Annotated in this window: 18 protein-coding genes; 3 read left to right on the top strand and 15 right to left on the bottom strand. The window is 60.0% G+C overall.

What is annotated here, in order from left to right; all coding sequences use genetic code 11:
- Positions 1-181: 181 nt before the first annotated feature.
- Positions 182-4027 (bottom strand): ATP-dependent RNA helicase HrpA, encoded by a 3846-nt coding sequence (gene hrpA, locus KCG39_RS04000; RefSeq protein WP_235894136.1) that lies wholly within the window; start codon positions 4025-4027, stop codon positions 182-184.
- A 261-nt stretch (positions 4028-4288) separates the two neighbouring features.
- On the opposite strand from hrpA, the gene azoR reads away from it, so the two are divergent.
- A complete protein-coding gene (azoR, locus tag KCG39_RS03995) occupies positions 4289-4894 on the top strand; it encodes an FMN-dependent NADH-azoreductase (RefSeq protein ID WP_004120936.1) in 606 nt (201 codons plus the stop codon).
- A gap of 35 nt (positions 4895-4929) precedes the next feature.
- On the opposite strand, the gene KCG39_RS03990 is transcribed toward azoR, so the two are convergent.
- The 14 genes from KCG39_RS03990 to paaA all read right to left on the bottom strand — a co-directional run bounded on the left by KCG39_RS03990 (position 4930) and on the right by paaA (position 16624).
- Positions 4930-5340: a GFA family protein gene (locus KCG39_RS03990; protein WP_029669679.1), complete on the bottom strand. Its 411-nt coding sequence runs from the start codon at positions 5338-5340 to the stop codon at positions 4930-4932.
- Positions 5341-5348: 8 nt separating this feature from the next.
- Complete coding sequence (gene paaY / locus KCG39_RS03985) at positions 5349-5945, bottom strand: phenylacetic acid degradation protein PaaY (RefSeq protein ID WP_004120943.1); 597 nt, start codon at positions 5943-5945, stop codon at positions 5349-5351.
- A 9-nt stretch (positions 5946-5954) separates the two neighbouring features.
- On the bottom strand, positions 5955-6881 hold the full coding sequence (paaX, locus tag KCG39_RS03980) for a phenylacetic acid degradation operon negative regulatory protein PaaX (RefSeq protein WP_162626003.1): 927 nt from the start codon (positions 6879-6881) through the stop codon (positions 5955-5957).
- A 221-nt stretch (positions 6882-7102) separates the two neighbouring features.
- Positions 7103-8419 carry a phenylacetate--CoA ligase PaaK gene (gene paaK, locus KCG39_RS03975; protein ID WP_004120947.1) on the bottom strand — a complete coding sequence of 439 codons (1317 nt, stop codon included), beginning with the start codon at positions 8417-8419 and terminating at the stop codon, positions 7103-7105.
- Between the two features lie 28 nt (positions 8420-8447).
- A complete protein-coding gene (pcaF, locus tag KCG39_RS03970; RefSeq protein ID WP_049123120.1) occupies positions 8448-9653 on the bottom strand; it encodes a 3-oxoadipyl-CoA thiolase in 1206 nt (401 codons plus the stop codon).
- The gene (paaI, locus tag KCG39_RS03965) at positions 9653-10075 is read right to left on the bottom strand and encodes a hydroxyphenylacetyl-CoA thioesterase PaaI (protein ID WP_004120952.1); all 423 of its coding nucleotides are present in this window, start codon (positions 10073-10075) and stop codon (positions 9653-9655) included. The genes pcaF and paaI overlap by 1 nt, the downstream gene beginning before the upstream one ends.
- Positions 10065-11486: a 3-hydroxyacyl-CoA dehydrogenase PaaH gene (gene paaH / locus KCG39_RS03960; protein ID WP_142468225.1), complete on the bottom strand. Its 1422-nt coding sequence runs from the start codon at positions 11484-11486 to the stop codon at positions 10065-10067. Before paaH ends, paaI begins: the two co-directional genes overlap by 11 nt.
- A 3-nt stretch (positions 11487-11489) precedes the next feature.
- Complete coding sequence (paaG, locus tag KCG39_RS03955) at positions 11490-12278, bottom strand: 2-(1,2-epoxy-1,2-dihydrophenyl)acetyl-CoA isomerase PaaG (RefSeq protein ID WP_112165187.1); 789 nt, start codon at positions 12276-12278, stop codon at positions 11490-11492.
- A gap of 2 nt (positions 12279-12280) precedes the next feature.
- Complete coding sequence (paaF, locus tag KCG39_RS03950) at positions 12281-13048, bottom strand: 2,3-dehydroadipyl-CoA hydratase PaaF (RefSeq protein WP_049115392.1); 768 nt, start codon at positions 13046-13048, stop codon at positions 12281-12283.
- Positions 13045-14115, bottom strand: a complete 1071-nt coding sequence (gene paaE / locus KCG39_RS03945; protein ID WP_004120966.1) for a 1,2-phenylacetyl-CoA epoxidase subunit PaaE — start codon at positions 14113-14115, stop codon at positions 13045-13047. Before paaE ends, paaF begins: the two co-directional genes overlap by 4 nt.
- Before the next feature lie 7 nt (positions 14116-14122).
- Entirely contained in the window at positions 14123-14620 is a 498-nt protein-coding gene (paaD, locus tag KCG39_RS03940; protein ID WP_004120970.1) for a 1,2-phenylacetyl-CoA epoxidase subunit PaaD, read from the bottom strand.
- A gap of 12 nt (positions 14621-14632) precedes the next feature.
- Positions 14633-15388: a 1,2-phenylacetyl-CoA epoxidase subunit PaaC gene (paaC, locus tag KCG39_RS03935; RefSeq protein WP_004120973.1), complete on the bottom strand. Its 756-nt coding sequence runs from the start codon at positions 15386-15388 to the stop codon at positions 14633-14635.
- A gap of 7 nt (positions 15389-15395) precedes the next feature.
- Entirely contained in the window at positions 15396-15683 is a 288-nt protein-coding gene (paaB, locus tag KCG39_RS03930) for a 1,2-phenylacetyl-CoA epoxidase subunit PaaB (protein ID WP_004120976.1), read from the bottom strand.
- 11 nt (positions 15684-15694) lie between these two features.
- Positions 15695-16624, bottom strand: a complete 930-nt coding sequence (paaA, locus tag KCG39_RS03925; RefSeq protein ID WP_235894171.1) for a 1,2-phenylacetyl-CoA epoxidase subunit PaaA — start codon at positions 16622-16624, stop codon at positions 15695-15697.
- A gap of 286 nt (positions 16625-16910) precedes the next feature.
- On the opposite strand from paaA, the gene paaZ reads away from it, so the two are divergent.
- Positions 16911-18956, top strand: coding sequence for a phenylacetic acid degradation bifunctional protein PaaZ (gene paaZ / locus KCG39_RS03920; protein WP_112165195.1), 2046 nt, complete (start codon positions 16911-16913; stop codon positions 18954-18956).
- Between the two features lie 205 nt (positions 18957-19161).
- Positions 19162-21420 carry a primary-amine oxidase gene (gene tynA, locus KCG39_RS03915; RefSeq protein ID WP_112165197.1) on the top strand — a complete coding sequence of 753 codons (2259 nt, stop codon included), beginning with the start codon at positions 19162-19164 and terminating at the stop codon, positions 21418-21420.
- Positions 21421-21466 lie beyond the last annotated feature (46 nt).

The following is a 21466-nucleotide window of genomic DNA, read 5'->3' as shown; positions in this document are numbered from 1 at the left end:
TAAATAATTAGTTTTAGCAATACTTTATTTCATCCGAATTTATATGTTTTATACTACAGCATTAGCCGTTCTGGCTGTCGTTAAGATCAATAATATTAAGACGAACGCATAATGGATATTTAATAATTTGGCATGACGTTTCCATTCCCTGAAAGAGAATGAAAACGCCATTGCCGTAGTATCAGGCCACAATCGCGTCCATTGCCTGCAGCACTCGCTTGTCGGATATCGGATACGGCGTGCCGAGCTGCTGGGCGAACAGGCTGACGCGCAGCTCTTCAATCATCCAGCGGATCTCCTGCACGTCGTTATCCTGACGGCGCTGAGGCGGCAGCTTATTCAACCACTGCTGCCACGCCTGCTGGATGCTCTCCACCTTGAGCATCTGCGCGCGGTCACGGTGCGGATCGATCGCCATTTTCTCAAGCCGCTTTTCAATCGCCTGCAGATAGCGCAGCGTATCCCCAAGGCGGCGGAAGCCATTGCCGGTGACGAAACCGCGATACACCAGCCCGCTCATCTGCGATTTGATATCCGACAGCCCAAGCGCCATGGTCATATCCACGCGGCCTTTCAGGCGTTTATTGATATTGAACACCGCGGTCAGGATCTGCTCAACCTGTTTGGCGATTTCCACCACCGTCTCGTTGAGTTCAGCGCGCACCTTTTCATGCAGCGCGGCAAAGCCCTCTTCGGTCCATACCGGGCCGCCCGCTTCATCGATCAGCTTATCCACGCCGCAGGAGATACAGTCATCGATCAGATCCAGCACCTTGCCGTAGGGGTTGAAATAGAGCCCCAGCTTGGCTTTATTCGGCAGCTTCTCATGCAGGTATTTAATCGGCGACGGGATATTCAGCAGCAGCAGGCGGCGCAGGCCGCGCCACATCTCCTGCTGCTGCTCCAGCGGGTTATCAAACAGCTTGATCGCCACGCTATCGCGCTCGTCCACCAGCGCCGGCCAGGCCTTAACTTTGTAGTTGCCGCGCTTCTGCTCGTAGCTCTCCGGAAGCCGGCCAAAGCTCCAGATATGCAGCCCGCTCTGCTCGATACCGTCATCGGCAACCGCGGACAGCGTCTCCTGCACCTTACCTTTCAGCGCATCTTTCAGATCCTGCAGCGAGCGCCCTTCCTGCAGCTTCTTGTTTTTCTCGTCCACCACCCGGAAAGTGATTTTCAGATGATCGGGTACCTGATCCCATTGCCAGGCCTCGCGGTCGATAGTCACGCCGGTCATCCGCCGCAGCTCACGTTCAAGGGAATCCAGCAGCGGCAGCTCCAGCGGCGTCGCGCGGCCTAAAAACGCCTCCGCGTAGTTCGGCGCTGGAACGAAGTTACGCCGTACCGGCTTCGGCAGCGATTTAATCAGGGCGATAACCAGCTCGCGACGCAACCCCGGGATCTGCCACTCAAATCCGGCTTCTTCCACCTGGTTGAGCAGCGGCAGTGGAATATGCACCGTTACGCCGTCAGCGTCGGCGCCCGGTTCAAACTGATAGGTGAGACGCAGCTTCAGGTTGCCCTGGTGCCAGAAGTTCGGATAGTCGAGCTTACTGACCTGCTCCGCGCCTTCCTTAATCAGCATGCTCTTTTCAAAGTTGAGCAGATCCGGCGTCTCGCGGCTGGCCTGTTTCCACCACTTGTCGAAATGGCGCGCTGAGATGACGTCATGGCTGATACGCTGGTCGTAGAACTCAAACAGCGTTTCGTCGTCGACGAGAATATCGCGGCGGCGCGACTTATGCTCCAGCTCTTCAATCTCGTTGCGCAGCTTCAGGTTGTCACGGAAGAAGGCGTGACGAGTCTGCCAGTCGCCCTCCACCAGCGCATGGCGGATAAATAGCTCGCGGCACAGCGCCGGATCAATCTGGCTATAGTTGACCTTGCGGGCCGCGACAATCGGCAGCCCGTAAACGGTGACCTTTTCCGTCGCCATCACCGCGCCCTGCCCGCGCTCCCAGTGGGGTTCGCTGTACGAGCGTTTGATCAAATGCTGCGCCACCGGCTCAACCCACTCCGGCTCAATGCGCGCGGCGATGCGCCCCCACAGGCGGCTGGTTTCCACCAGTTCGGCGACCATCGTCCATTTTGGCGGCTTTTTGAACAACCCCGATCCAGGGAAGATGGAGAAGCGAGCGTTGCGCGCGCCGGTAAACTCCTGCTTGTCGGCGTCTTTCATACCGATATGCGACAGCAGACCGGTCAGCAGCGCGGTGTGAATTTCGCGATACTCCGCCGGCTCGCTGTTCACCGGCAGCCCGAGCTCTTTCACCACCTGACGCAGCTGGGTATAGATATCCTGCCACTCGCGCACGCGCAGGTAGTTGAGGAAATCGACCCGGCACTGGCGGCGGAACTGGTTCGAGGAGAGCGCTTTTTGCTGCTCGCCCAGGTAGTTCCACAGGTTGACGAACGCCAGGAAGTCGGACTCTTTATCGTGGAAACGGCGATGTTTCTCGTCAGAGGCCTGCTGCTTGTCCATTGGCCGCTCGCGCGGGTCCTGAATGGAGAGCGCCGAGGTGATAATCATCGCCTCGCGCACGCAGCCGTGTTTTTGCGCTTCCAGCACCATGCGCGCCAGACGCGGGTCCACCGGTAGCTGGCTAAGCTGACGGCCCATCGGCGTCAGCTTATAAGCGGTCTGCTGTTCGTCGGTGGTAATCGCCCCCAGCTCTTCCAGCAGGCGAACGCCGTCCTGAATATTGCGTTTATCCGGCGCTTCAACAAACGGAAACGCGGCGATATCGCCCAGGCCCAGCGCGGTCATCTGCAGGATAACAGATGCCAGGTTGGTGCGCAGAATCTCCGGGTCGGTAAATGCCGGGCGCGACAGGAAGTCATCTTCCGAATAGAGACGAATACAGATCCCTTCCGACACGCGACCGCAGCGGCCTTTACGCTGGTTAGCCGACGCCTGGGAAACCGGCTCAATAGGCAGGCGCTGCACTTTGGTGCGGAAGCTGTAGCGGCTGATACGCGCGGTACCCGGGTCAATAACGTACTTGATGCCCGGCACGGTCAGCGAGGTTTCGGCGACGTTGGTGGCCAGCACGATCCGCCGCCCGCTGTGGGCCTGGAACACACGGTTCTGTTCGCTATTGGAAAGCCGCGCATACAGAGGCAGCACTTCGGTATGGCGCAGATTCAGCTTATTGAGCGCATCGGCGGTATCGCGGATTTCACGCTCGCCGCTCATAAAGATAAGGATATCACCGGGGCTTTCGCGCCCGAGTTCATCAACGGCGTCAAATATCGCCTGCAGCTGATCGCGCTCGGTGTCGTCGGCGTCTTCAACGATGGGTCGATAGCGCACTTCTACCGGGTAGGTGCGCCCGGACACTTCGATAATCGGCGCGTTGTTAAAGTGGCGCGAGAAGCGTTCCGGATCGATGGTCGCCGAGGTGATTATAATTTTCAAATCCGGGCGACGGGGCAGCAGTTCCCGCAGGTAGCCAAGCAGGAAGTCGATATTGAGGCTGCGTTCGTGCGCTTCATCGATAATGATGGTGTCGTATTGCATCAGCAGCCGATCCTGCTGGATTTCCGCCAGCAGAATACCGTCGGTCATCAGCTTAACCATGGTGTTATCGCTGACGTGGTCGCTAAAGCGGACTTTATAGCCAATGCAGCCGCCCGGCTCCGTTTGCAGCTCTTCGGCGATACGGTTGGCGACGGTACGCGCGGCCAGCCGACGCGGTTGCGTATGGCCAATTAAGCCTTTAACGCCGCGCCCCAGCTCCATACAAATTTTTGGCAGCTGGGTGGTTTTCCCCGAACCGGTTTCCCCCGCCACAATCACCACCTGGTGATCGCGCACGGCTTCGAGAATCTCCTGTTTTTTCTGGCTAACCGGCAGGTTCTGCGGATAATCGATTACCGGTCGGGCGGCTTCGCGCAGCAGGACTCTCCCTGCCGCCTGTTCAATTTCTTGCGCCATCTCCTGAAGGATGGCCTGCTGGGCATCAGGATTTTTAACCTTCTTCACGCCGTGCAGGCGACGGGCAAAGCGCGACTTATCGCGCAGCATCAGGCCATCCAGCCGTGCAAAGAGCTGAGAGAAGGTTATTTTTTGTTGTTCTGTCATAGCGTTATCGGGCAGCGCACTGCCGGGAAAAATCTCTTTTGATGTATTGCGTTAGAGTACCACATCCGCGCAATTCGTGCCTTGTTCAAAAAAACTGAATACAGAGTTCGATTTATTGCGCTTTCTCTGCGACATGATTGTGAATAGAGTGTCAACAAGCACCAGGGCAACGGCCCGTCAATCACATTAAAAAAGGAAACACCCATGAGCAAAGTATTAGTTCTGAAATCCAGTATTCTGGCAGGGTACTCGCAATCTGGTCAGCTGTCCGACTATTTTGTTGAACAATGGCGTGAAAAGCACGCGCAAGACGTTATCACCGTGCGCGACCTGGCTGCAAACCCCATTCCGGTTCTGGACGGCGAACTGGTTGGCGCTCTGCGTCCGAGCGATGCGCCGCTGACGCCGCGTCAGCAGGAAGCGCTGGCGCTTTCCGACGAACTGATCGCTGAACTGCAGGCGAATGATGTGATTGTTATCGCGGCGCCGATGTACAACTTCAACATCCCTACCCAGCTGAAAAACTACTTCGACCTGGTAGCGCGCGCTGGCGTGACCTTCCGCTACACCGAGAAAGGGCCGGAAGGTCTGGTGAAAGGTAAACGCGCTGTCGTCGTCACCAGCCGCGGCGGTATCCATAAAGATACCCCGACGGACCTGGTAACGCCGTACCTGTCTACCTTCCTTGGCTTTATCGGCATCACCGACGTGAACTTCGTGTTCGCTGAAGGCATCGCCTACGGCCCGGAAGTTGCAGCGAAAGCGCAGACCGATGCGAAAGCCGCTATCGACAGCGTTGTTGCCGCATAAGAGTTGACTCCTCCCGCCCCGGCGGGAGGAGAGTTTCACTTTTTCTCGTAGCGCAAATACCCCACCACGCCACCGCCGCCATCTTTTGGATGATTCACGCCGTCGTTGACCTCCACGCAGGGAAAATCAAAAGGCGACACACCGTCTATGCAGGCCACATTCACGCCATATTGCTGCGGGTTTGAACGCCGTTGATGAAAAGTGTAGATCCCACACACGGAGCAGAAAAAGTGCACGGCTTGACCGGTATTAAAACGATACTCCGTGAGCTTATCCCGTCCGCGTATAACATCTATTCCTGAAAGCGGCGCGGAGACCGCGACCGCCCCACGCATCCGGCAATATGAACAGTTACAGCGGCGAACGGTGTTGAAGCCATCGCTAAGCTCAACGGTAAAGGCCACCGCGCCGCAGTGGCACTGAGCGGATAATTTCTCTGCCATGATTTACCCCCTCAGGATGATGATTTCGGCCGCAAATTCTCATCAAACGCCAGCCGCTTTCTGTCCGGCTCTGCTTCTTTGAGCGGTTCCACCTGATGCAGCGTCTGTTTGCAGCGCTCCACCAGCATCTGATACTCCCGCGTCCCCTGCTTCTTCCAGGCCAGCTCCCGTTCGCTTAATGTACGAATGGCTTTTGCCGGACTGCCGACAATCAGATGGTTAGCGGGCATTTCGGCGTTGGCTTTCACAAAGGCCGAAGCGCCGACAATGCTGTTTTCCCCAATGCTGGCCCCATCAATAATCACCGCGCTCATGCCCACCAGCGCGTTGCGCCCGATGGTGCAGCCGTGCAGAATCGCGCCGTGGCCGATATGCCCCTCTTCTTCCACGACCGTATCCTGGCCGGGAAAGCCGTGCATCACGCAGTTATCCTGAATGTTGGCGCCATCTTTCACCACGATACGGCCAAAATCGCCGCGCAGGCTGGCGTTAGGCCCGACGTAGACCCCTTTACCGAGGATCACGTCGCCAATTAGCACCGCGGTGGGATGAACGTAGCTCTCGTCCGGTACCACCGGCGTCATACCGTCAATTTGATAAATGGGCATAGCCTCTCCTTATACGCCTGCGAGTCCGCCAAAGCGCTGGAAATAGAGCGGTCCCGGCGCGGGAAGATCCCCCACCGAGCTTTCGCCCTTCTCGCTGACAAACGCCAGCGCGCCGGGCGCAACGCGTTGATAAATATTGATGCACAGCTGGCGCGCGGTTTGTCCGGCCCAGTGCGCGGGGAGCAGCTCTTCAGGCAGCAGCGGATCTTTCAGCACCACCCGGCGATAGAAGTGAATCAGCAGCAGCTGAATCTGGAAACTGCGTTCGGGCGTCAGCTCCGCGGGCTCGCAGTCGCGAAGCAGCGGCAGCAGCGGTCGAAACAGGGCGATAAACGTTTCATACATCGCGTTCTGGTCGGTAAGATGCCAGCACTCTTCAACGCGAGCGCGCAGCGCCGCCCGAGAGAGCGCCAGCGGGGAATGCGCTTCGAAACAGATAACGTTTTCCGCCACGCCCGCTTCATGCAGCAGAGACTGTACGTCCGCCAGCTTTTGTGATGGCGAAGCCAGCAGGCTCGGCGCAAGCGCGCCAAATCCCTGCCATAGCAGCTGTTTTTTGACTTCCGCCAGGGTGCTTTTTTCCAACCCTTCCGACAGCAGCAGCAGCCAGGTCCCATCCCACTCCGGCGCGCTGGCGCGATAGATTTTATGCTCCGCCCGGCGGGTCAAACGCAGGCCTTTGTCGCTGAGGCGGTAGAAGCTGCGGCGGCCAATGCGCACCACATCGAGCCACTCTTCTTTATTCAGGCGGAACAGCGCGGTACGCACGAATCGTTCGCCGAATCCAAGCCCTTCCAGCAGCGCCGCCACGCTGCCGAGCCAGACCTCTCCGCCGCGCTGGAGCAAGGCGTCGCCATATAAAGAAGCAATAAGCGAGGTCCCGCTGATGGGCATCGCGGCGACGGCCTGCTGAATAAAGGTGTCGAGTTTACTCATCTGATTCATTCTGTTGTGATTTTTTTCCTTTTTGAATCATAGCACAGGAAATTGCGAGGCGGTGCTGCGCACCTGGCCGGGCTACCGGCCCGCAGACGACCATGGATACATCAACCCCGGCACACTCCCCGGGTCGCGGCGTAAACGCCATACCCGGGCTACGGGAGTTGTGTCGTCGGGTAGCCCGGACAGGCGCAATGCGCCGCCTCCGGGAGAAGGTGTTATCCGTTAGCGGCCGCCTTGCGCAGATCGAACACGCGGCAGGCCTTGCCCTCAGAGCGCGGGATGCTGCCGCAGTTAACAATGCTGATATCGGTCGAAATCCCCACCATCGACTTGATCCGGTGGCGCAGCTGATGACAAATCTGACAACGTTGTTCGTGGTTCAGCGCCAGACCGCTCTCTTTTAACTCCACGCGCACCGAAAGTGAATCAAGATGGCCCCGGCGGTTAACCTCCAGCTGATAGTGCGGCGCCAGATGTTCGAACTTGAGGATCTCCTCCTCCAGCTGCGACGGGAAGACGTTCACGCCGCGGATAATCAGCATATCGTCACTGCGCCCGCTGATGCGATCCATCCGGCGCATAGTGCGGGCAGTCCCTGGCAGCAGACGGGTCAGGTCGCGGGTACGGTAGCGGATCACCGGCAGCGCTTCTTTGGTCAGGGTGGTGAACAGCAGCTCGCCATGTTCGCCGTCCGCCAGCGGCGTGCCGTTGTCCGGATTCACCACTTCAGGGTAGAAGTGATCTTCCCAGATCGTCGGACCGTCGGCGGTTTCCAGGCACTCCATCGCTACCCCGGGCCCCATCACCTCCGACAGGCCGTAAATATCCAGCGCCGAAATCCCCAGACGACGCTCGATTTCCGTACGCATCGCGCGGGTCCACGGCTCCGCGCCGAACACTCCCACCCGCAGTGAGCAGCCGCTGGCGTCGCCGCCCATCTGACGCTCCAGCTCTTCAATCAGATTCAGGCAGTAGGACGGCGTCACCATAATCATATCCGGCTTAAAATCGCGGATTAGCTGGGCCTGCTTTTCGGTCTGCCCGCCGGACATCGGTATCACCGTCGCGCCTAAACGCTCCGCGCCGTAGTGGGCGCCTAGCCCGCCGGTAAACAGACCATAGCCGTAGGCGACATGAATTTTGTCTTTTGCCGTCCCGCCCGCCGCGCGCAGGGAGCGGGCGACAATATTGGCCCAGTTATCAATATCGTTTTGCGTATAACCCACCACCGTCGGCTTGCCGGTGGTGCCCGAAGACGCGTGGATGCGCACCACCTGCTCCATCGGCACCGCAAAGGTATCAAACGGATAGTTGTCGCGCAGATCCTGCTTGGTGGTGCAGGGAAACTTGCTCAGATCGCTCAACTCATGAAAATCGTCCGGATGAACGCCCGCCGCGTCGAATTTGCGGCGATACATCGGCACATTGTCATAGGCGTGCTTCAGGGTCCACTTCAGACGCTGGGTTTGCAGGGCCTGCAGCTCGTCGCGCGATGCGCTTTCAATCGGGTCTAATTGCGTTATCGTTGTCATTTTGTAGGGTACTCGCAGGTAGATTCGCTCACACTCGCTCAAGGATCATGGCAATGCCCTGACCCACGCCAATACACATCGTACACAGCGCATAGCGCCCATTGCGGCGCTGTAGCTCCAGGCTGGCGCTCAATGCCAGCCTGGCTCCGCTCATCCCCAACGGGTGGCCTAAGGCGATGGCGCCGCCGTTGGGGTTAACATGCGGGGCGTCATCCGCCAGCCCCAGCTGTCTGAGCACGCCCAGCGCCTGGGCGGCGAAGGCCTCATTCAGCTCAATCAGATCCATATCGTTTATGTTCAGCCCGGCGCGCTCCAGCACTTTACGTACCGCCGGTACCGGTCCGAGCCCCATCAGCTTCGGCTCGACGCCCGCCGTCGCCATCGCCACAATTCGCGCCCGCGGCGTCAGCCCCTGGGCGGTGGCCTGCTGCGAGCTGGCGATAATCAGCGCCGCGGCGCCGTCGTTGACGCCAGAGGCGTTTCCCGCGGTCACTACGCCACCTTTCCGGAACGGCGTTTTTAGCCGCGAAAGCTGTTCAAAGGTGGTGTCCGCCCGCGGATGCTCGTCGTCACGCACGACGTTTACCGCCCCTTTCCGGTCGATAATCGGTACCGGCACGATCTCCTGCGCCAGAATGCCGTCGCGCTGGGCCTGGGCCGTACGCTGCTGACTACGGTACGCAAAAGCGTCCTGATCGTCGCGGCTGATATTTAACAATTCAGCTACATTCTCCGCCGTTTCCGGCATACTGTCAGTGCCAAATCGCTGCTGCATGAGCGGGTTCACAAAACGCCAGCCGATAGTGGTATCAAACAGCTCGGCCTGGCGCTGATACGGGGCGCTGGCTTTGCCCATCACAAACGGCGCGCGCGACATCGACTCGACGCCGCCGGCGATCATCAGATCCGCCTCTCCGGCTTTGATCGCTCGGGCGGCGAAGCCGATAGCGTCGAGACCGGAGCCGCACAGGCGGTTAATAGTCGTGCCGGGTACGGTGTGCGGATAGCCCGCCAGCAGCGTCGCCATATGAGCCACATTGCGGTTATCTTCGCCGGCCTGGTTGGCGCAGCCGAGAATCACATCGTCAATCGATGCCGGGTCAAATTTCGGGTTACGGTTCAGCAGCTCGCGCAACGGGATAGCGGCCAGGTCGTCAGCGCGCACGCTGGCCAGCGCCCCGCCGTAGCGGCCAATCGGCGTGCGGATCCCGTCACAAATAAAGGCGTCGCGCATCAGACTTCTCCTGTGATTGTGCCGCCGATGCGGTGCGATTTACCGCGAAACAGGGCGACCACTTTTTGCTGTTGGTTAACGATTTCAATGTCATAGACCCCGGTCAGTTTGCCCTGATGCTTAACTCTCGCCGTCGCGGTCAGCAGCTCGCCGACAAAGGCTGGTCGAAGAAAATCGATGCTCGCCGCTGAGGCGACCGCCGCCAGCCCCTGACTGTTGCAGGCGTAAGCAAAAGCGGTATCGGCGAGCGAAAACAGCTGTCCGCCGTGGCAGGAGTGGTGGCCGTTGAGCATGTTCGGGGTGACCGCCATGGTCATCTGCGCGTAGCCCTGGTCCATCTCGATAATTTCAATTCCCAGCGCTTTCGCACAGTTATCGTTCTCATACATCGCGCGGGCGTTGCGCCAGGCTTCATTGCTCATGATGTCTCTCCATCAGCGCCTTCTGACGCAGCAAGGAACAGGGGCGATAGCGCTCTTCGCCGTAATGCCACTGCAGGTTTTCCAGCAGCCGCAGTACCCGGCCCCAGCCAAGTGATTCTCCCCACGCCAGCGGGCCGCGCGGGTAGTTGACGCCCAGACGCATGGCGGTATCGATATCCTCCGCGCCGGCGACGCCCTTCTGCAACGCGTCCAGCGCTTCGTTAACCAGCATCGCCACCGTCCGCCATACCAGCAGGCCGGGATAGTCGGCGATCCGCAGCACCTTTTTGCCCTGCTGCTGAAAATAGAAAGTTGCTTTATCGATCGCCGCCTGAGAGGTGGTTTCCGCGCTGGCCAGCACCACCGTATCGCCTGCGCTATGGTCGTAGACCACCACCGGACGGCCGTGCTTAAGGCTTAACGCCAGGGCGGTTTCACCGGTTGTTTCCAGCAGCAGCACCTCATCCAGCTCGGTGACAACGTCACGTTTTATGTGCTTTGCTGCGCGTTTTGCTGATACGGCGGCCAGCGCCAGGTCAGGCAGTGCGTCAGCAGGCCAGCAGTAGACCCCCTGCCCGCTTTTTTTGCCCAGCCGTCCGGCCAGCGCCAGCTCCTGCTGCTGCAGCGACGGCAGATAGCGACGGTCCTGCCAGAAGGCGTTAAATACCGAACAGGTCACCGCAAAGTTGACGTCCTGGCCAATCAGGTCGGTCAGCGCCAGCGGCCCCATGGGGAAACCACCGCCGTCGCGCAGGGCGGCGTCAATCACCTCCGGCGCGGCGACCTGCTCCTCCAGCGCTCGCCACGCTTCGGCATAAAACGGTCGCGCCACGCGGTTGACGATAAAGCCGGGCGTTGAGCGGCAGCGAACCGGCTGTTTTCCCCAGTCGCTGACCCGCTGGCAGAGCTGTTCGACGACTTCCGCCGAGGTGGCCAGACCGCTGACCACTTCCACCAGCTTCATTACCGGGGCCGGGTTAAAGAAGTGCAGCCCGGCGACTCGCTCCGGGTGTTGTATCCCCGCGGCGATGGCGGTGATCGAAATCGATGACGTGTTGCTGACCAGCAGCGTCGACGGGGAGCAGATCGCCGCCAGTTGTTCGAACAATGCCTTTTTGACCTCCAGACGCTCGGAGGCCGCTTCGATAACCAGTTGCGCGCAGGCCAGAGCGCTCAGCGTCTCCGCCGGGGCCAGACGCGACAGCAGCACCCCGGCCTGTTCCGCGGCCAGCTTGCCGCGGCTGACGCGGGAGGCCAGCCGCTGGCGAATCCCGTCGATGGCGCGAACCACCGCCCCAGGAGCGATGTCGTAAATCAGTACCGGATGCCCTGCGGCGGCGGCCACTTCGGCAATGCCGGCGCCCATGGTGCCGCTGCCTATCACCGCGACGGTAGGTAACGTTGTGCTCATCGGCTATTTCCCGCTGAATTGAGGTGGACGCTTGGCCAGAAAAGCGCTGACACCTTCGCGATAGTCTGCGCTGCGCCCGGCCAGACGCTGATAGTCGCGCTCAAGCTCAAGCTGCTGGTCCAGGGTCTGCGTTTCCGCCAGCTGCAGGGCTTTCTTAATCAGCCCGAGGCCATAGGTCGGCTGGGCGGCCAGATGACGCGCCAGCGCCAGGCCGGTGTCTTTCAGATCGGCGTCGTCCACCACCTGCCAGATCATCCCCCACTGCGCCGCCTGCTCTGCGCTCAGGCTATCGCCCAGCAGCGCTAACCCCATCGCGCGCGCGCGTCCCGCCACCCTCGGCAGAAACCAGCTGCCGCCGCAGTCAGGCACCAGGCCGAGTTTGCTGAAGGCCATGACGAACTTCGCCGAACGCGCCGCCAGAACGATATCGCAGCCCAGCGCCAGCGTGGCCCCCGCGCCCGCCGCGACGCCGTTTACCGCGCAAATGACCGGTTTCGGCAGCGCCGCCAGACGGCGCACCAGCGGGTTATAGAAACGCTCGACCGATAGGCCGAGATCCGGTGCAGGACCGCTGGGGTCAACGTTGCGGTCATTTAAATCCTGTCCGGCGCAAAAGCCGCGCCCGGCGCCGGTCAGCAGTAAACTGCGCACGCTGTCGTCACGCTCGGCCTGTTTCAGGCACGCCGCCAGCTGCTGATGCATCAGGTCGTTAAAACTGTTCAGACGGTCCGGGCGATTAAGGGTAATCGTCATCACGCCCTGTTCCACTTCGCTGAGAATGAAAGCTTCCACGATTAGCGTCCTTTAAATTCCGCAGTACGTTTATGTAAAAAGGCGTCGATGCCTTCACGGCGATCTTCGGTCGCGCTCAGCAATGTAAACAGCTGGCGCTCCTGCTGAAGCCCGGCCTGCAGGCTCACCTCCTGCGACAGCCGCAAAGCCTGCTTAGCCGCGCGCAGCGCCAGCGGCGAGTGGCGAGCAACGGTTGCCGCCAGGCCAAGCGCATATTCATCGGTGAGCGCTGGCGGATAAACCTCGCATACCAGCCCCGCCCGTTGCGCCTGATGAGCATCAATGCTTTCGCCGCTCAAGACCATCCGGCTGGCCAGCGCCTTACCGACGGTGCGGATCAGACGCTGGGTGCCGCCCGCGCCCGGCATAATGCCGAGGGTGATTTCCGGCAGGCCGAAGCGGGCGTTATCGCCGGCAACAATCAGATCGCCCAGCAGCGCCAGCTCGCATCCGGCGCCGAGGGCATAGCCGTTAACCGAAGCAATCAGCGGTTTGCTGAAGGCGTCGATACGCGCCCACAGCCGCGGGCGAATATCATCGAGCGTGGCGGACAGATCTTTTTCCGCCATTTCGTTCAGGTCAGCGCCTGCGGCGAAAAAATGTGGGTTGCCGCTGATGACGCAGACGCCAACCGTCGGATCCAGCGCCGCCGCGTCGAGCGCGTCGGCGATCTGCGTCAGCAGCGCGTTATTCAGCGCGTTGCGCGCCTGCGGACGATTGAGCGTCAGCTGCAGTACGCGCGCGTGGCGAGCAATCAACAGTTCACTCATGCCATCCCCCGCGCGTCGAAGTCGACGATCACGTCGCCGCTGGTGGGAAGCGCCTGGCAGCTCAGCACGTAGCCTGCCGCCACTTCGTCGGCTTCAAGGCTGTAGTTAGCGGCCATCGCCACCTCGCCGCGCAGCACTTTGCATTTACAGGTGGCGCACACGCCGCCCTTACAGGCAAACGGCAGGTCCGCCCCCTGGCGTAGCGCGGCGTCAAGAATGCTGTCGTCCTCAGCGCTCAGGGCAATGATGCGGTCGCGGCCATCCTGACGAATCGTGACCGAGCGGCCCTCCGCCTGTACGCCAGCAGCCCGCCTGGCGCTGCTGCCCGGCGTATTGAAACGTTCCAGATGGATGGCTTTCTCCGGGACGCCCAGCTCGCGCAGGGTCATTTCCGCTTCATCCATCATCGCCGCCGGGCCGCAAATAAAAGCATGGTCAAAGCGGCTGAAGTCCAGCAGATGGTCGGCCAGTTCGCGCAGCTTGTCGCCATTGATGCGCCCCTGCAGCAGATCGCTGTCCATCGACTCCTGGCTGAACAGGTGCACCACCTGCAAACGCTGCGGATAGCGGTCTTTCAGGTCGGCCAGCGCCTGACGGAACATCATGCTGTGGCTGCTGCGGTTACCGTAAATCAGCGTGAAGCGGCTGTCGGTTTCGCTGGCGAGGGTGGCATCGATAATCGCCATCATCGGCGTAATCCCGGAGCCGGCGGCAATCGCCAGGTAGTCGGCCCGACGCCCGGCCTGCGGCTGGTAACCAAAGTGACCCTGCGGCACCATCACCTCCAGCGCCATCCCCGGTTGAATGTCGCTTTGGGCATAGCGCGAGAAGCGCCCGCCGTCGATAGCCTTCACCGCCACGCTGATTTCACCCGGCGCGCGGCTGCGGCAAATGGAGTAGCAGCGCCTAAGCTCTTCGCCGCCGAGGCGGGCTCTCAGCGTCAGATGCTGGCCCGGACGAAAGGCATAGGCGTCGCGCAGCGCGTCGGGTATGGCAAAGGTGATGGTGACCGCGTCGCGGGTTTCCGGTTCCACTTTCGCCACGGTAAGCGAATGAAATGTCGTCATCGCAACCTCAAATACATTTAAAGTAATCAAAGGGTTCCCGGCAGCTGTCGCAGCGATACAGCGCTTTGCAGGCCGTGGAACCGAATTCGCTAATTAGCGAGGTGTGTCGGCTAGCGCAGCGCGGGCAGATCACCTCGTCCGGCATATGGGCATGGCAGGCATGAGCCTGCGGCGGGCTGATGCCGTACTGGCGCAGACGTTCCCGGGCCTCCGGCCCCATCCAGTCGGTAGTCCACGGCGGGTCCAGCTGCAGCACGATATGCACCGGCGCGTAGCCGTTTGCCGTCATCGCCGCGCGGATTTCTCCCAGCAGATGTTCGGTGGCCGGGCAGCCGGAATAGGTTGGCGTGAAGCCAATCACCCAGCCATCGCCTCGGCGTTCCACGCTGCGCACCATACCGAGGTCGGTAATCGTCAGCACCGGAACTTCCGGGTCAGGAATGGCGCTTAATACGTCCCAGACGGCGTGGATCTCCGGGGGAGCGATATCTACCAGACGTTGCATAATCCCCTCCTGCTACCAACGCTGACCGGGATAGGCGCGCTGTAAATACTGCATCTCCGCCAGCAGCGGCCCGAGATGCTCGCTGTGCAGCCCCTGCTTGCCGCCGTGGCGAAACGGCGCTTCCTCGGGGATCGACAAACCGGCATCGCTTAGCGCGGCGCGGACCGTCGCCTGCCATTCAGCCTGTAACTCGCGCGGGTCGACGGCGATGCCCTGCATGCTCAGCTCAATCTCCAGCGCATCGGCCTGGAATAGCTCGCCGGTAAAGCGCCAAAGGTTATCGACCGCGTCCTGCGTTCTCTGCGCGGAAAGCGCCGTGCCGTTGCCCAGGCGTTCCAGCCAGCCGCGGCTAAAGCGCTGGTGATAACGCACCTCTTTCAGCGCCTTGGCGGCGATGGCGGCGAGCTGCGTATCGCGACTGCTGACCAGGCGGCCATAGAGCGCCACGTGCCAGACATCGATAAAAAACTGGCGAGCAATGGTGTCGGCAAAGTTGCCGTTTGGCTGCTCCACCAGCAGCAGATTGCAAAACTGGCGTTCGTCGCGGCCAAAGGCCAGAGTGTCTTCATCGCCGCTGCCGGCCAGGTCGGCGGCGTAGCTAAGAAAATTGCGCGCCTGCCCCAGCAGATCGAGACCGATATTGGCCAACGCCAGATCGATCTCCAGCTCCGGCGCGTGGCCGCACCACTCGCCAAGACGCTGAGCCAGCACCAGGCCGGTATCGCCGAGGCGCAGAGCATAAGCGGCAACGGGGTTGTCGTTGTTCATCGCCGCCTCACATATGTTCCATGCCATCGGGCACGGTGTAGAAGGTCGGATGGCGGTAGATTTTGCTCTCCGCCGGATCAAAAAATTCTTCACGCGCTTCGGGCTGCGAGGCGATAATTTCGCGGGCCTTCACCACCCAGATTGAGCAGCCTTCGCTGCGGCGGGTGTAGGCATCGCGGGCGTTTTCCAGCGCCATCCGGTCGTCGGCGGCGTGCAGGCTGCCGACGTGGCGGTGCGACAACCCCTGCTTGCTGCGAACGAACACTTCATATAACGGCCAGTCGTTTTTGCTCATCTTCCTTCTCCTTACGCGGCATCGCGGGCCCGTTGTTTTTGCGCGTGCGCCAGCGCGGCTTCCCGCACCCACGCGCCCTCTTCCCATGCCTTGCGTTTAGCGGCCAGGCGTTCGTGGTTGCAGATCCCGCGCCCGGCAATCGTCTCGTTAAATTCCTGCCAGTCGATGGCGCCAAAGCGGTAGTGGCCGGTGAATTCATCCAGCTGCAGATCCGGGTCCGGCACGGTCATGCCGAGGATCTCCACCTGCGGAATGGTGTTATCAACAAAGCGCTGGCGCAGTTCGTCATTCGAGTGGAGCTTGATTTTCCACGCCATACTGCGGGCGCTGTTTGGCGAGTTATCGTCGTTCGGCCCGAACATCATCAGCGCCGGCCACCAGAAACGGTTGATGGCGTCCTGCAGCATCTGCCGCTGCGCGTCGCTGCCCTGCGCCAGCGCCATGCAGGCTTCAAATCCCTGGCGCTGGTGAAAGCTCTCCTCTTTGCAGATCTTGACCATTGCCCGGGCGTAGGGTCCGTAGGAGGTCCGGCACAGCGCCACCTGATTGACGATGGCCGCGCCGTCCACCAGCCAGCCGATCACGCCGATATCCGCCCAGCTCAGGGTCGGGTAGTTGAAAATGGAGGAGTACTTCATCTTGCCGTCGAGCATTTTCTGATACAGGTCTTCGCGGGCGCAGCCGAGGGTTTCCGCCGCGCTGTAGAGGTACAGGCCATGCCCGGCTTCATCCTGCACTTTCGCCAGCAGAATCGCTTTGCGCCTAAGGGTCGGCGCGCGAGTGATCCAGTTGCCTTCCGGCAGCATGCCGACAATTTCCGAATGCGCGTGCTGGCCTATCTGGCGGATCAGCGTTTTGCGGTAGGCTTCCGGCATCCAGTCCTGCGGTTCAATGGCCGTCTCCTGCGCAATGCGCTGGTCAAAGCGTTGTTCTTCTGTCACGTCATCACCTTTATGATTCCAATAAATTCGATTTAAATTAATTTTCGAATCACTTTGATTTATAAAAGTTACATTCGGGTTAAATAAAACCACAAATTTTGTTTATGTTTTTTGTGACAGTTACCGCAAAAGCTTTTGTAAAAACCATTATTAACAATTAATTAAGACAATCCCACCGAAAGACGGCGATCGCATTGTTAATAAATTATTAAATTCAAACTTGATTTTTATGATTCACCAAAGAACTATTTATAGATATTTCACGTAACACATCTGGAGATAAACCATGCAGCAGTTAGCCAGCTACTTGTCCGGCGCGTGGCAGACCGGCCGGGGCCACGCACGCACCATCCATCACGCCATCAGCGGTGAAGCGCTATGGGAAGTCACCAGTGCGGGTCTGGATATGGCACAGGCGCGACGCTTCGCGATCGAGCGCGGCGGCAAGGCGCTGGGGGCGATGAGCTTTATTGAGCGCAGCGCGATGCTGAAGGCGCTCGCCAGATATTTGCTGGAGCAGAAGGCGGAGCTGTACGCGATCTCCGCCGAAACCGGCGCCACACGCGCCGATAGCTGGGTAGATATCGAAGGGGGCATTGGCACCCTTTTCACCTACGCCGGTCTCGGCAGCCGCGAGCTGCCGGACGATACCCTGTGGCCGGAAGATGAGCTGATCCCGCTGTCAAAACAGGGAGGCTTCGCCGCCCGCCACGTCCTGACCTCGAAGTCCGGCGTGGCGGTGCATATCAACGCGTTTAACTTTCCCTGCTGGGGGATGCTGGAAAAGCTGGCGCCCACCTGGCTTGCCGGGATGCCCGCCATCATCAAACCGGCTACCGCCACCGCGCAGTTGACGCAGGCGATGGTCAAAATGATTATCGACAGCGGACTGGTGCCGGAAGGCGCAATCAGCCTGATCTGTGGCGGCGCGGGCGATCTGCTCGACCATCTCGATGGCCAGGATGTCGTCACCTTTACCGGATCGGCCCATACCGGACAGCAGTTGCGGGTGCACCCCAACCTGGTCGCGAAGTCCATTCCCTTCACCATGGAAGCGGATTCGCTGAACTGTTGCGTACTCGGTGACGATGTCACGCCGGAGCAGCCGGAGTTCGCGCTATTTATTCGCGAAGTGGTACGAGAGATGACGGCAAAAGCCGGGCAAAAGTGCACCGCCATCCGCCGGATTATCGTGCCACAGGCGCAGGTGAAAGCGGTGAGCGACGCGCTTATTGCACGCCTGCAAAACGTGGTGGTTGGCGACCCGGCGCAGGAAGGCGTGAAGATGGGGGCGCTGGTGAACAACGAACAGCGTCAGGACGTGCAGGATAACGTCAATCGTCTGGTGGCCGCCGGATGCGACGTGCTGCTAGGCGGCCAGGCCGATCTCAGCGCCGCCGGGGCCTTCTTCCCGCCAACGCTGCTGTACTGCCCGCAGCCGGACGAAACCCCGGCGGTTCACGCTATTGAAGCGTTTGGTCCCGTCGCCACCCTGATGCCGTATCAGACCGTTGAGCACGCCATGACCCTGGCGCGGGCCGGCGAAGGTAGCCTGGCCGGAACGCTGGTGACCGCTAGCGGCGAACTGGCGCGGACGTTTATTCTCGGCGCCGCCCGCGCCCACGGACGTATTCAGATACTGAACGAAGCCTCTTCTGCAGAATCGACCGGCCACGGCTCCCCGCTGCCGCAGCTGGTTCACGGCGGCCCGGGGCGCGCCGGCGGCGGCGAAGAGCTGGGCGGTCTGCGGGCGGTGAAGCACTATATGCAGCGCACCGCGATTCAGGGCAGCCCGACGATGCTCGCCGCTATCGGTCAGCAGTGGGTACGCGGCGCGCAGGTGGTGGAAGACCGCATTCACCCGTTCCGTAAATATTTTGAGGAGATCCAGCCGGGCGACAGCCTGCTGACGCCTCGCCGCACCCTGACCGAGGCGGATATCGTCAACTTCGCCTGCCTGAGCGGCGATCACTTTTACGCTCATATGGATAAGATTGCCGCCGCGGAGTCGATTTTTGGCGAGCGGGTGGTGCACGGCTATTTCCTGATTTCCGCCGCTGCCGGGCTGTTTGTTGACGCCGGAGTCGGTCCGGTGATCGCCAACTACGGGATGGAAAATCTGCGCTTTATCGAGCCGGTGAAGCCGGGCGATACCATCCAGGTACGCCTGACCTGCAAACGCAAAACGGTGAAACGCCAGCGCAGCGCGGAGGAAAAAGCGACCGGCGTCGTCGAGTGGGCGGTAGAGATTTTTAACCAGCACCAGCAGGCGGTCGCGCTCTATTCCATTCTGACCCTGGTCGCCCGCCAGCGGGGAGATTTTGCCGGGTAAATATTGGAAATTCGCGCATTTTTGTCGCCCGGCAGGGCTTCGCCATATTCATACCTCTGCGGAGGCATTTTTTGTAACTGGCAAAACTGACAAACAACCTGGCAAAAGCAGGCAAACGCCTGGGAGCAGAGCGCTGTTAGGTTAACGATACACAAGCCGACATTCGCAGCGGCACAGCACAACACAACAATAAGGTGAGGTCTCAATGGCGATTCTTTCTCCCCGCAAAACGGCTCTGGCGTTAGCTGTCGCTCTGTTCTGCGCCTGGCAAAGCCCGGCGTTCGCCCACGGCGGCGAAGCCCATATGGTCCCGATGGACAAAACCCTGCAGGATTTTGGCGCGGACGTTCAGTGGGATGACTACGCGCAGATGTTTACCCTGATTAAAGACGGCGCTTACGTAAAGGTAAAACCGGGGGCGAAAACGGCCATCGTCAATGGTAAAACCCTGGAGCTGCAGGTGCCGGTAGTGATGAAAGACGGCAAAGCGTGGGTTTCTGACACCTTTATCAACGACGTGTTTCAGTCCGGTCTTGACCAGACCTTCCAGGTGGAAAAACGCCCTCACCCGCTGAACTCGTTGTCAGCGGCGGAAATCAGCGCAGCGGTCGCCATTGTTAAAGCCGCGGTGGATTTCAAGCCCAATACCCGATTCACCGAGATCTCCCTGCGCGAGCCGGATAAAAAAGCGGTGTGGGATTTTGCCCTCAACGGCACGCCGGTCAACGCCCCGCGCGCCGCCGACGTGATCATGCTCGACGGCAAGCACGTTATTGAGGCGGTGGTGGATTTACAGAATAAAAAGGTCCTTTCATGGACGCCGATTAAAGACGCCCACGGCATGGTGCTGCTGGATGATTTCGCCAGCGTGCAGAACATCATCAACGCCAGCAGCGAATTTGCCGAAGTGTTGAAAAAACACGGCATCGACGACCCGAGCAAGGTGATTACCACCCCGCTGACCGTCGGCTACTTCGACGGTAAAGATGGCCTCAAGCAGGACGCGCGGCTGCTGAAAGTGGTCAGCTATCTCGACGTCGGCGACGGCAACTACTGGGCGCACCCGATTGAAAATCTGGTGGCGGTGGTCGACCTCGAGCAGAAGAAGATCATCAAAATCGAAGAGGGTCCGACGATCCCGGTGCCGATGGCGGCCCGCCCCTATGACGGCCGAGACCGCGTTGCGCCTACGGTGAAACCGCTGGAGATCATTGAGCCAGAGGGCAAAAACTACACCATCACCGGCGATATGATTCACTGGCGGAACTGGGATTTCCATCTGCGGATGAACTCCCGCGTCGGGCCGATTTTGTCTACCGTGACCTGGAACGATAACGGTAAAAAACGCCAGGTGATGTATGAAGGTTCGCTGGGTGGGATGATCGTCCCCTACGGCGACCCGGACGTGGGCTGGTATTTTAAAGCCTATCTGGATTCCGGCGACTACGGCATGGGCACCCTGACCTCGCCTATCGTCCGCGGTAAAGATGCGCCGTCCAACGCGGTCCTGCTGGATGAAACTATCGCCGACTATACCGGCACGCCAACCACCATCCCACGCGCGATCGCCATCTTCGAACGTTACGCCGGGCCGGAGTATAAGCATCAGGAGATGGGCAAGCCGAACGTCAGTACCGAACGCCGCGAGCTGGTGGTGCGCTGGATCAGCACCGTCGGCAACTACGACTACATCTTTGACTGGGTATTTCACGAAAACGGCACCATCGGCATTGATGCCGGGGCCACCGGCATCGAAGCGGTCAAAGGCGTACAGGCGAAGACCATGCACGACCCGAGCGCCAAAGAAGATACCCGCTACGGCACGCTGATCGACCATAATATTGTCGGCACCACTCACCAGCATATCTACAACTTCCGCCTCGATCTTGACGTCGACGGCGAGAACAACACGCTGGTGGCCATGGACCCGGAAGTGAAGCCGAACACCGCCGGCGGCCCGCGTACCAGCACTATGCAGATCAATCAGTACACCCTTGATAGCGAGCAGAAAGCGGCGCAGAAATTTGACCCGGGCACCATTCGTCTGCTGAGCAATACCACCAAAGAAAACCGGATGGGTAACCCGGTGTCGTATCAGATTATCCCCTACGCGGGCGGCACACATCCGGTCGCCACCGGAGCGAAATTCGCCCCAGATGAGTGGATTTACCATCGTCTGAGCTTTATGGATAAACAGCTGTGGGTCACCCGCTATCATCCCACCGAGCGCTTCCCGGAAGGTAAGTACCCTAACCGTTCGATTCACGACACCGGCCTCGGCCAGTACGTGAAAGATGACGAGTCGCTTAACAACCATGATGACGTGGTATGGATCACCACCGGTACCACCCACGTGGCCCGGGCTGAGGAGTGGCCGATTATGCCGACCGAGTGGGCGCATGCGCTGCTGAAGCCGTGGAACTTCTTTGACGAGACGCCGACGCTGGGCGAGAAGAAACAATAAGCACGTCACGGCCTCAGCGATGGGGCCGTTTTTACTTATCCGCGGT

This window comes from Klebsiella pasteurii, assembly GCF_018139045.1.
Lineage (GTDB): Bacteria > Pseudomonadota > Gammaproteobacteria > Enterobacterales > Enterobacteriaceae > Klebsiella > Klebsiella grimontii.
Note: the sequence above shows the minus strand (reverse complement) of the source record. Positions and strands in the feature narration are given on the sequence as shown.

Coding starts and splice junctions, on each gene's coding strand:
- paaC (WP_004120973.1), bottom strand. CDS start 15,388: ATGAACAACGACAACCCCGTTGCCGCTTATGCTCTGCGCCTCGGCGAT.
- paaH (WP_142468225.1), bottom strand. CDS start 11,486: ATGAGCACAACGTTACCTACCGTCGCGGTGATAGGCAGCGGCACCATG.
- azoR (WP_004120936.1), top strand. CDS start 4,289: ATGAGCAAAGTATTAGTTCTGAAATCCAGTATTCTGGCAGGGTACTCG.
- paaZ (WP_112165195.1), top strand. CDS start 16,911: ATGCAGCAGTTAGCCAGCTACTTGTCCGGCGCGTGGCAGACCGGCCGG.
- paaX (WP_162626003.1), bottom strand. CDS start 6,881: ATGAGTAAACTCGACACCTTTATTCAGCAGGCCGTCGCCGCGATGCCC.
- tynA (WP_112165197.1), top strand. CDS start 19,162: ATGGCGATTCTTTCTCCCCGCAAAACGGCTCTGGCGTTAGCTGTCGCT.
- paaD (WP_004120970.1), bottom strand. CDS start 14,620: ATGCAACGTCTGGTAGATATCGCTCCCCCGGAGATCCACGCCGTCTGG.
- pcaF (WP_049123120.1), bottom strand. CDS start 9,653: ATGCGCGACGCCTTTATTTGTGACGGGATCCGCACGCCGATTGGCCGC.
- paaB (WP_004120976.1), bottom strand. CDS start 15,683: ATGAGCAAAAACGACTGGCCGTTATATGAAGTGTTCGTTCGCAGCAAG.
- paaE (WP_004120966.1), bottom strand. CDS start 14,115: ATGACGACATTTCATTCGCTTACCGTGGCGAAAGTGGAACCGGAAACC.
- paaY (WP_004120943.1), bottom strand. CDS start 5,945: ATGCCCATTTATCAAATTGACGGTATGACGCCGGTGGTACCGGACGAG.
- paaI (WP_004120952.1), bottom strand. CDS start 10,075: ATGAGCAATGAAGCCTGGCGCAACGCCCGCGCGATGTATGAGAACGAT.
- paaK (WP_004120947.1), bottom strand. CDS start 8,419: ATGACAACGATAACGCAATTAGACCCGATTGAAAGCGCATCGCGCGAC.
- paaF (WP_049115392.1), bottom strand. CDS start 13,048: ATGAGTGAACTGTTGATTGCTCGCCACGCGCGCGTACTGCAGCTGACG.
- hrpA (WP_235894136.1), bottom strand. CDS start 4,027: ATGCTGCGCGATAAGTCGCGCTTTGCCCGTCGCCTGCACGGCGTGAAG.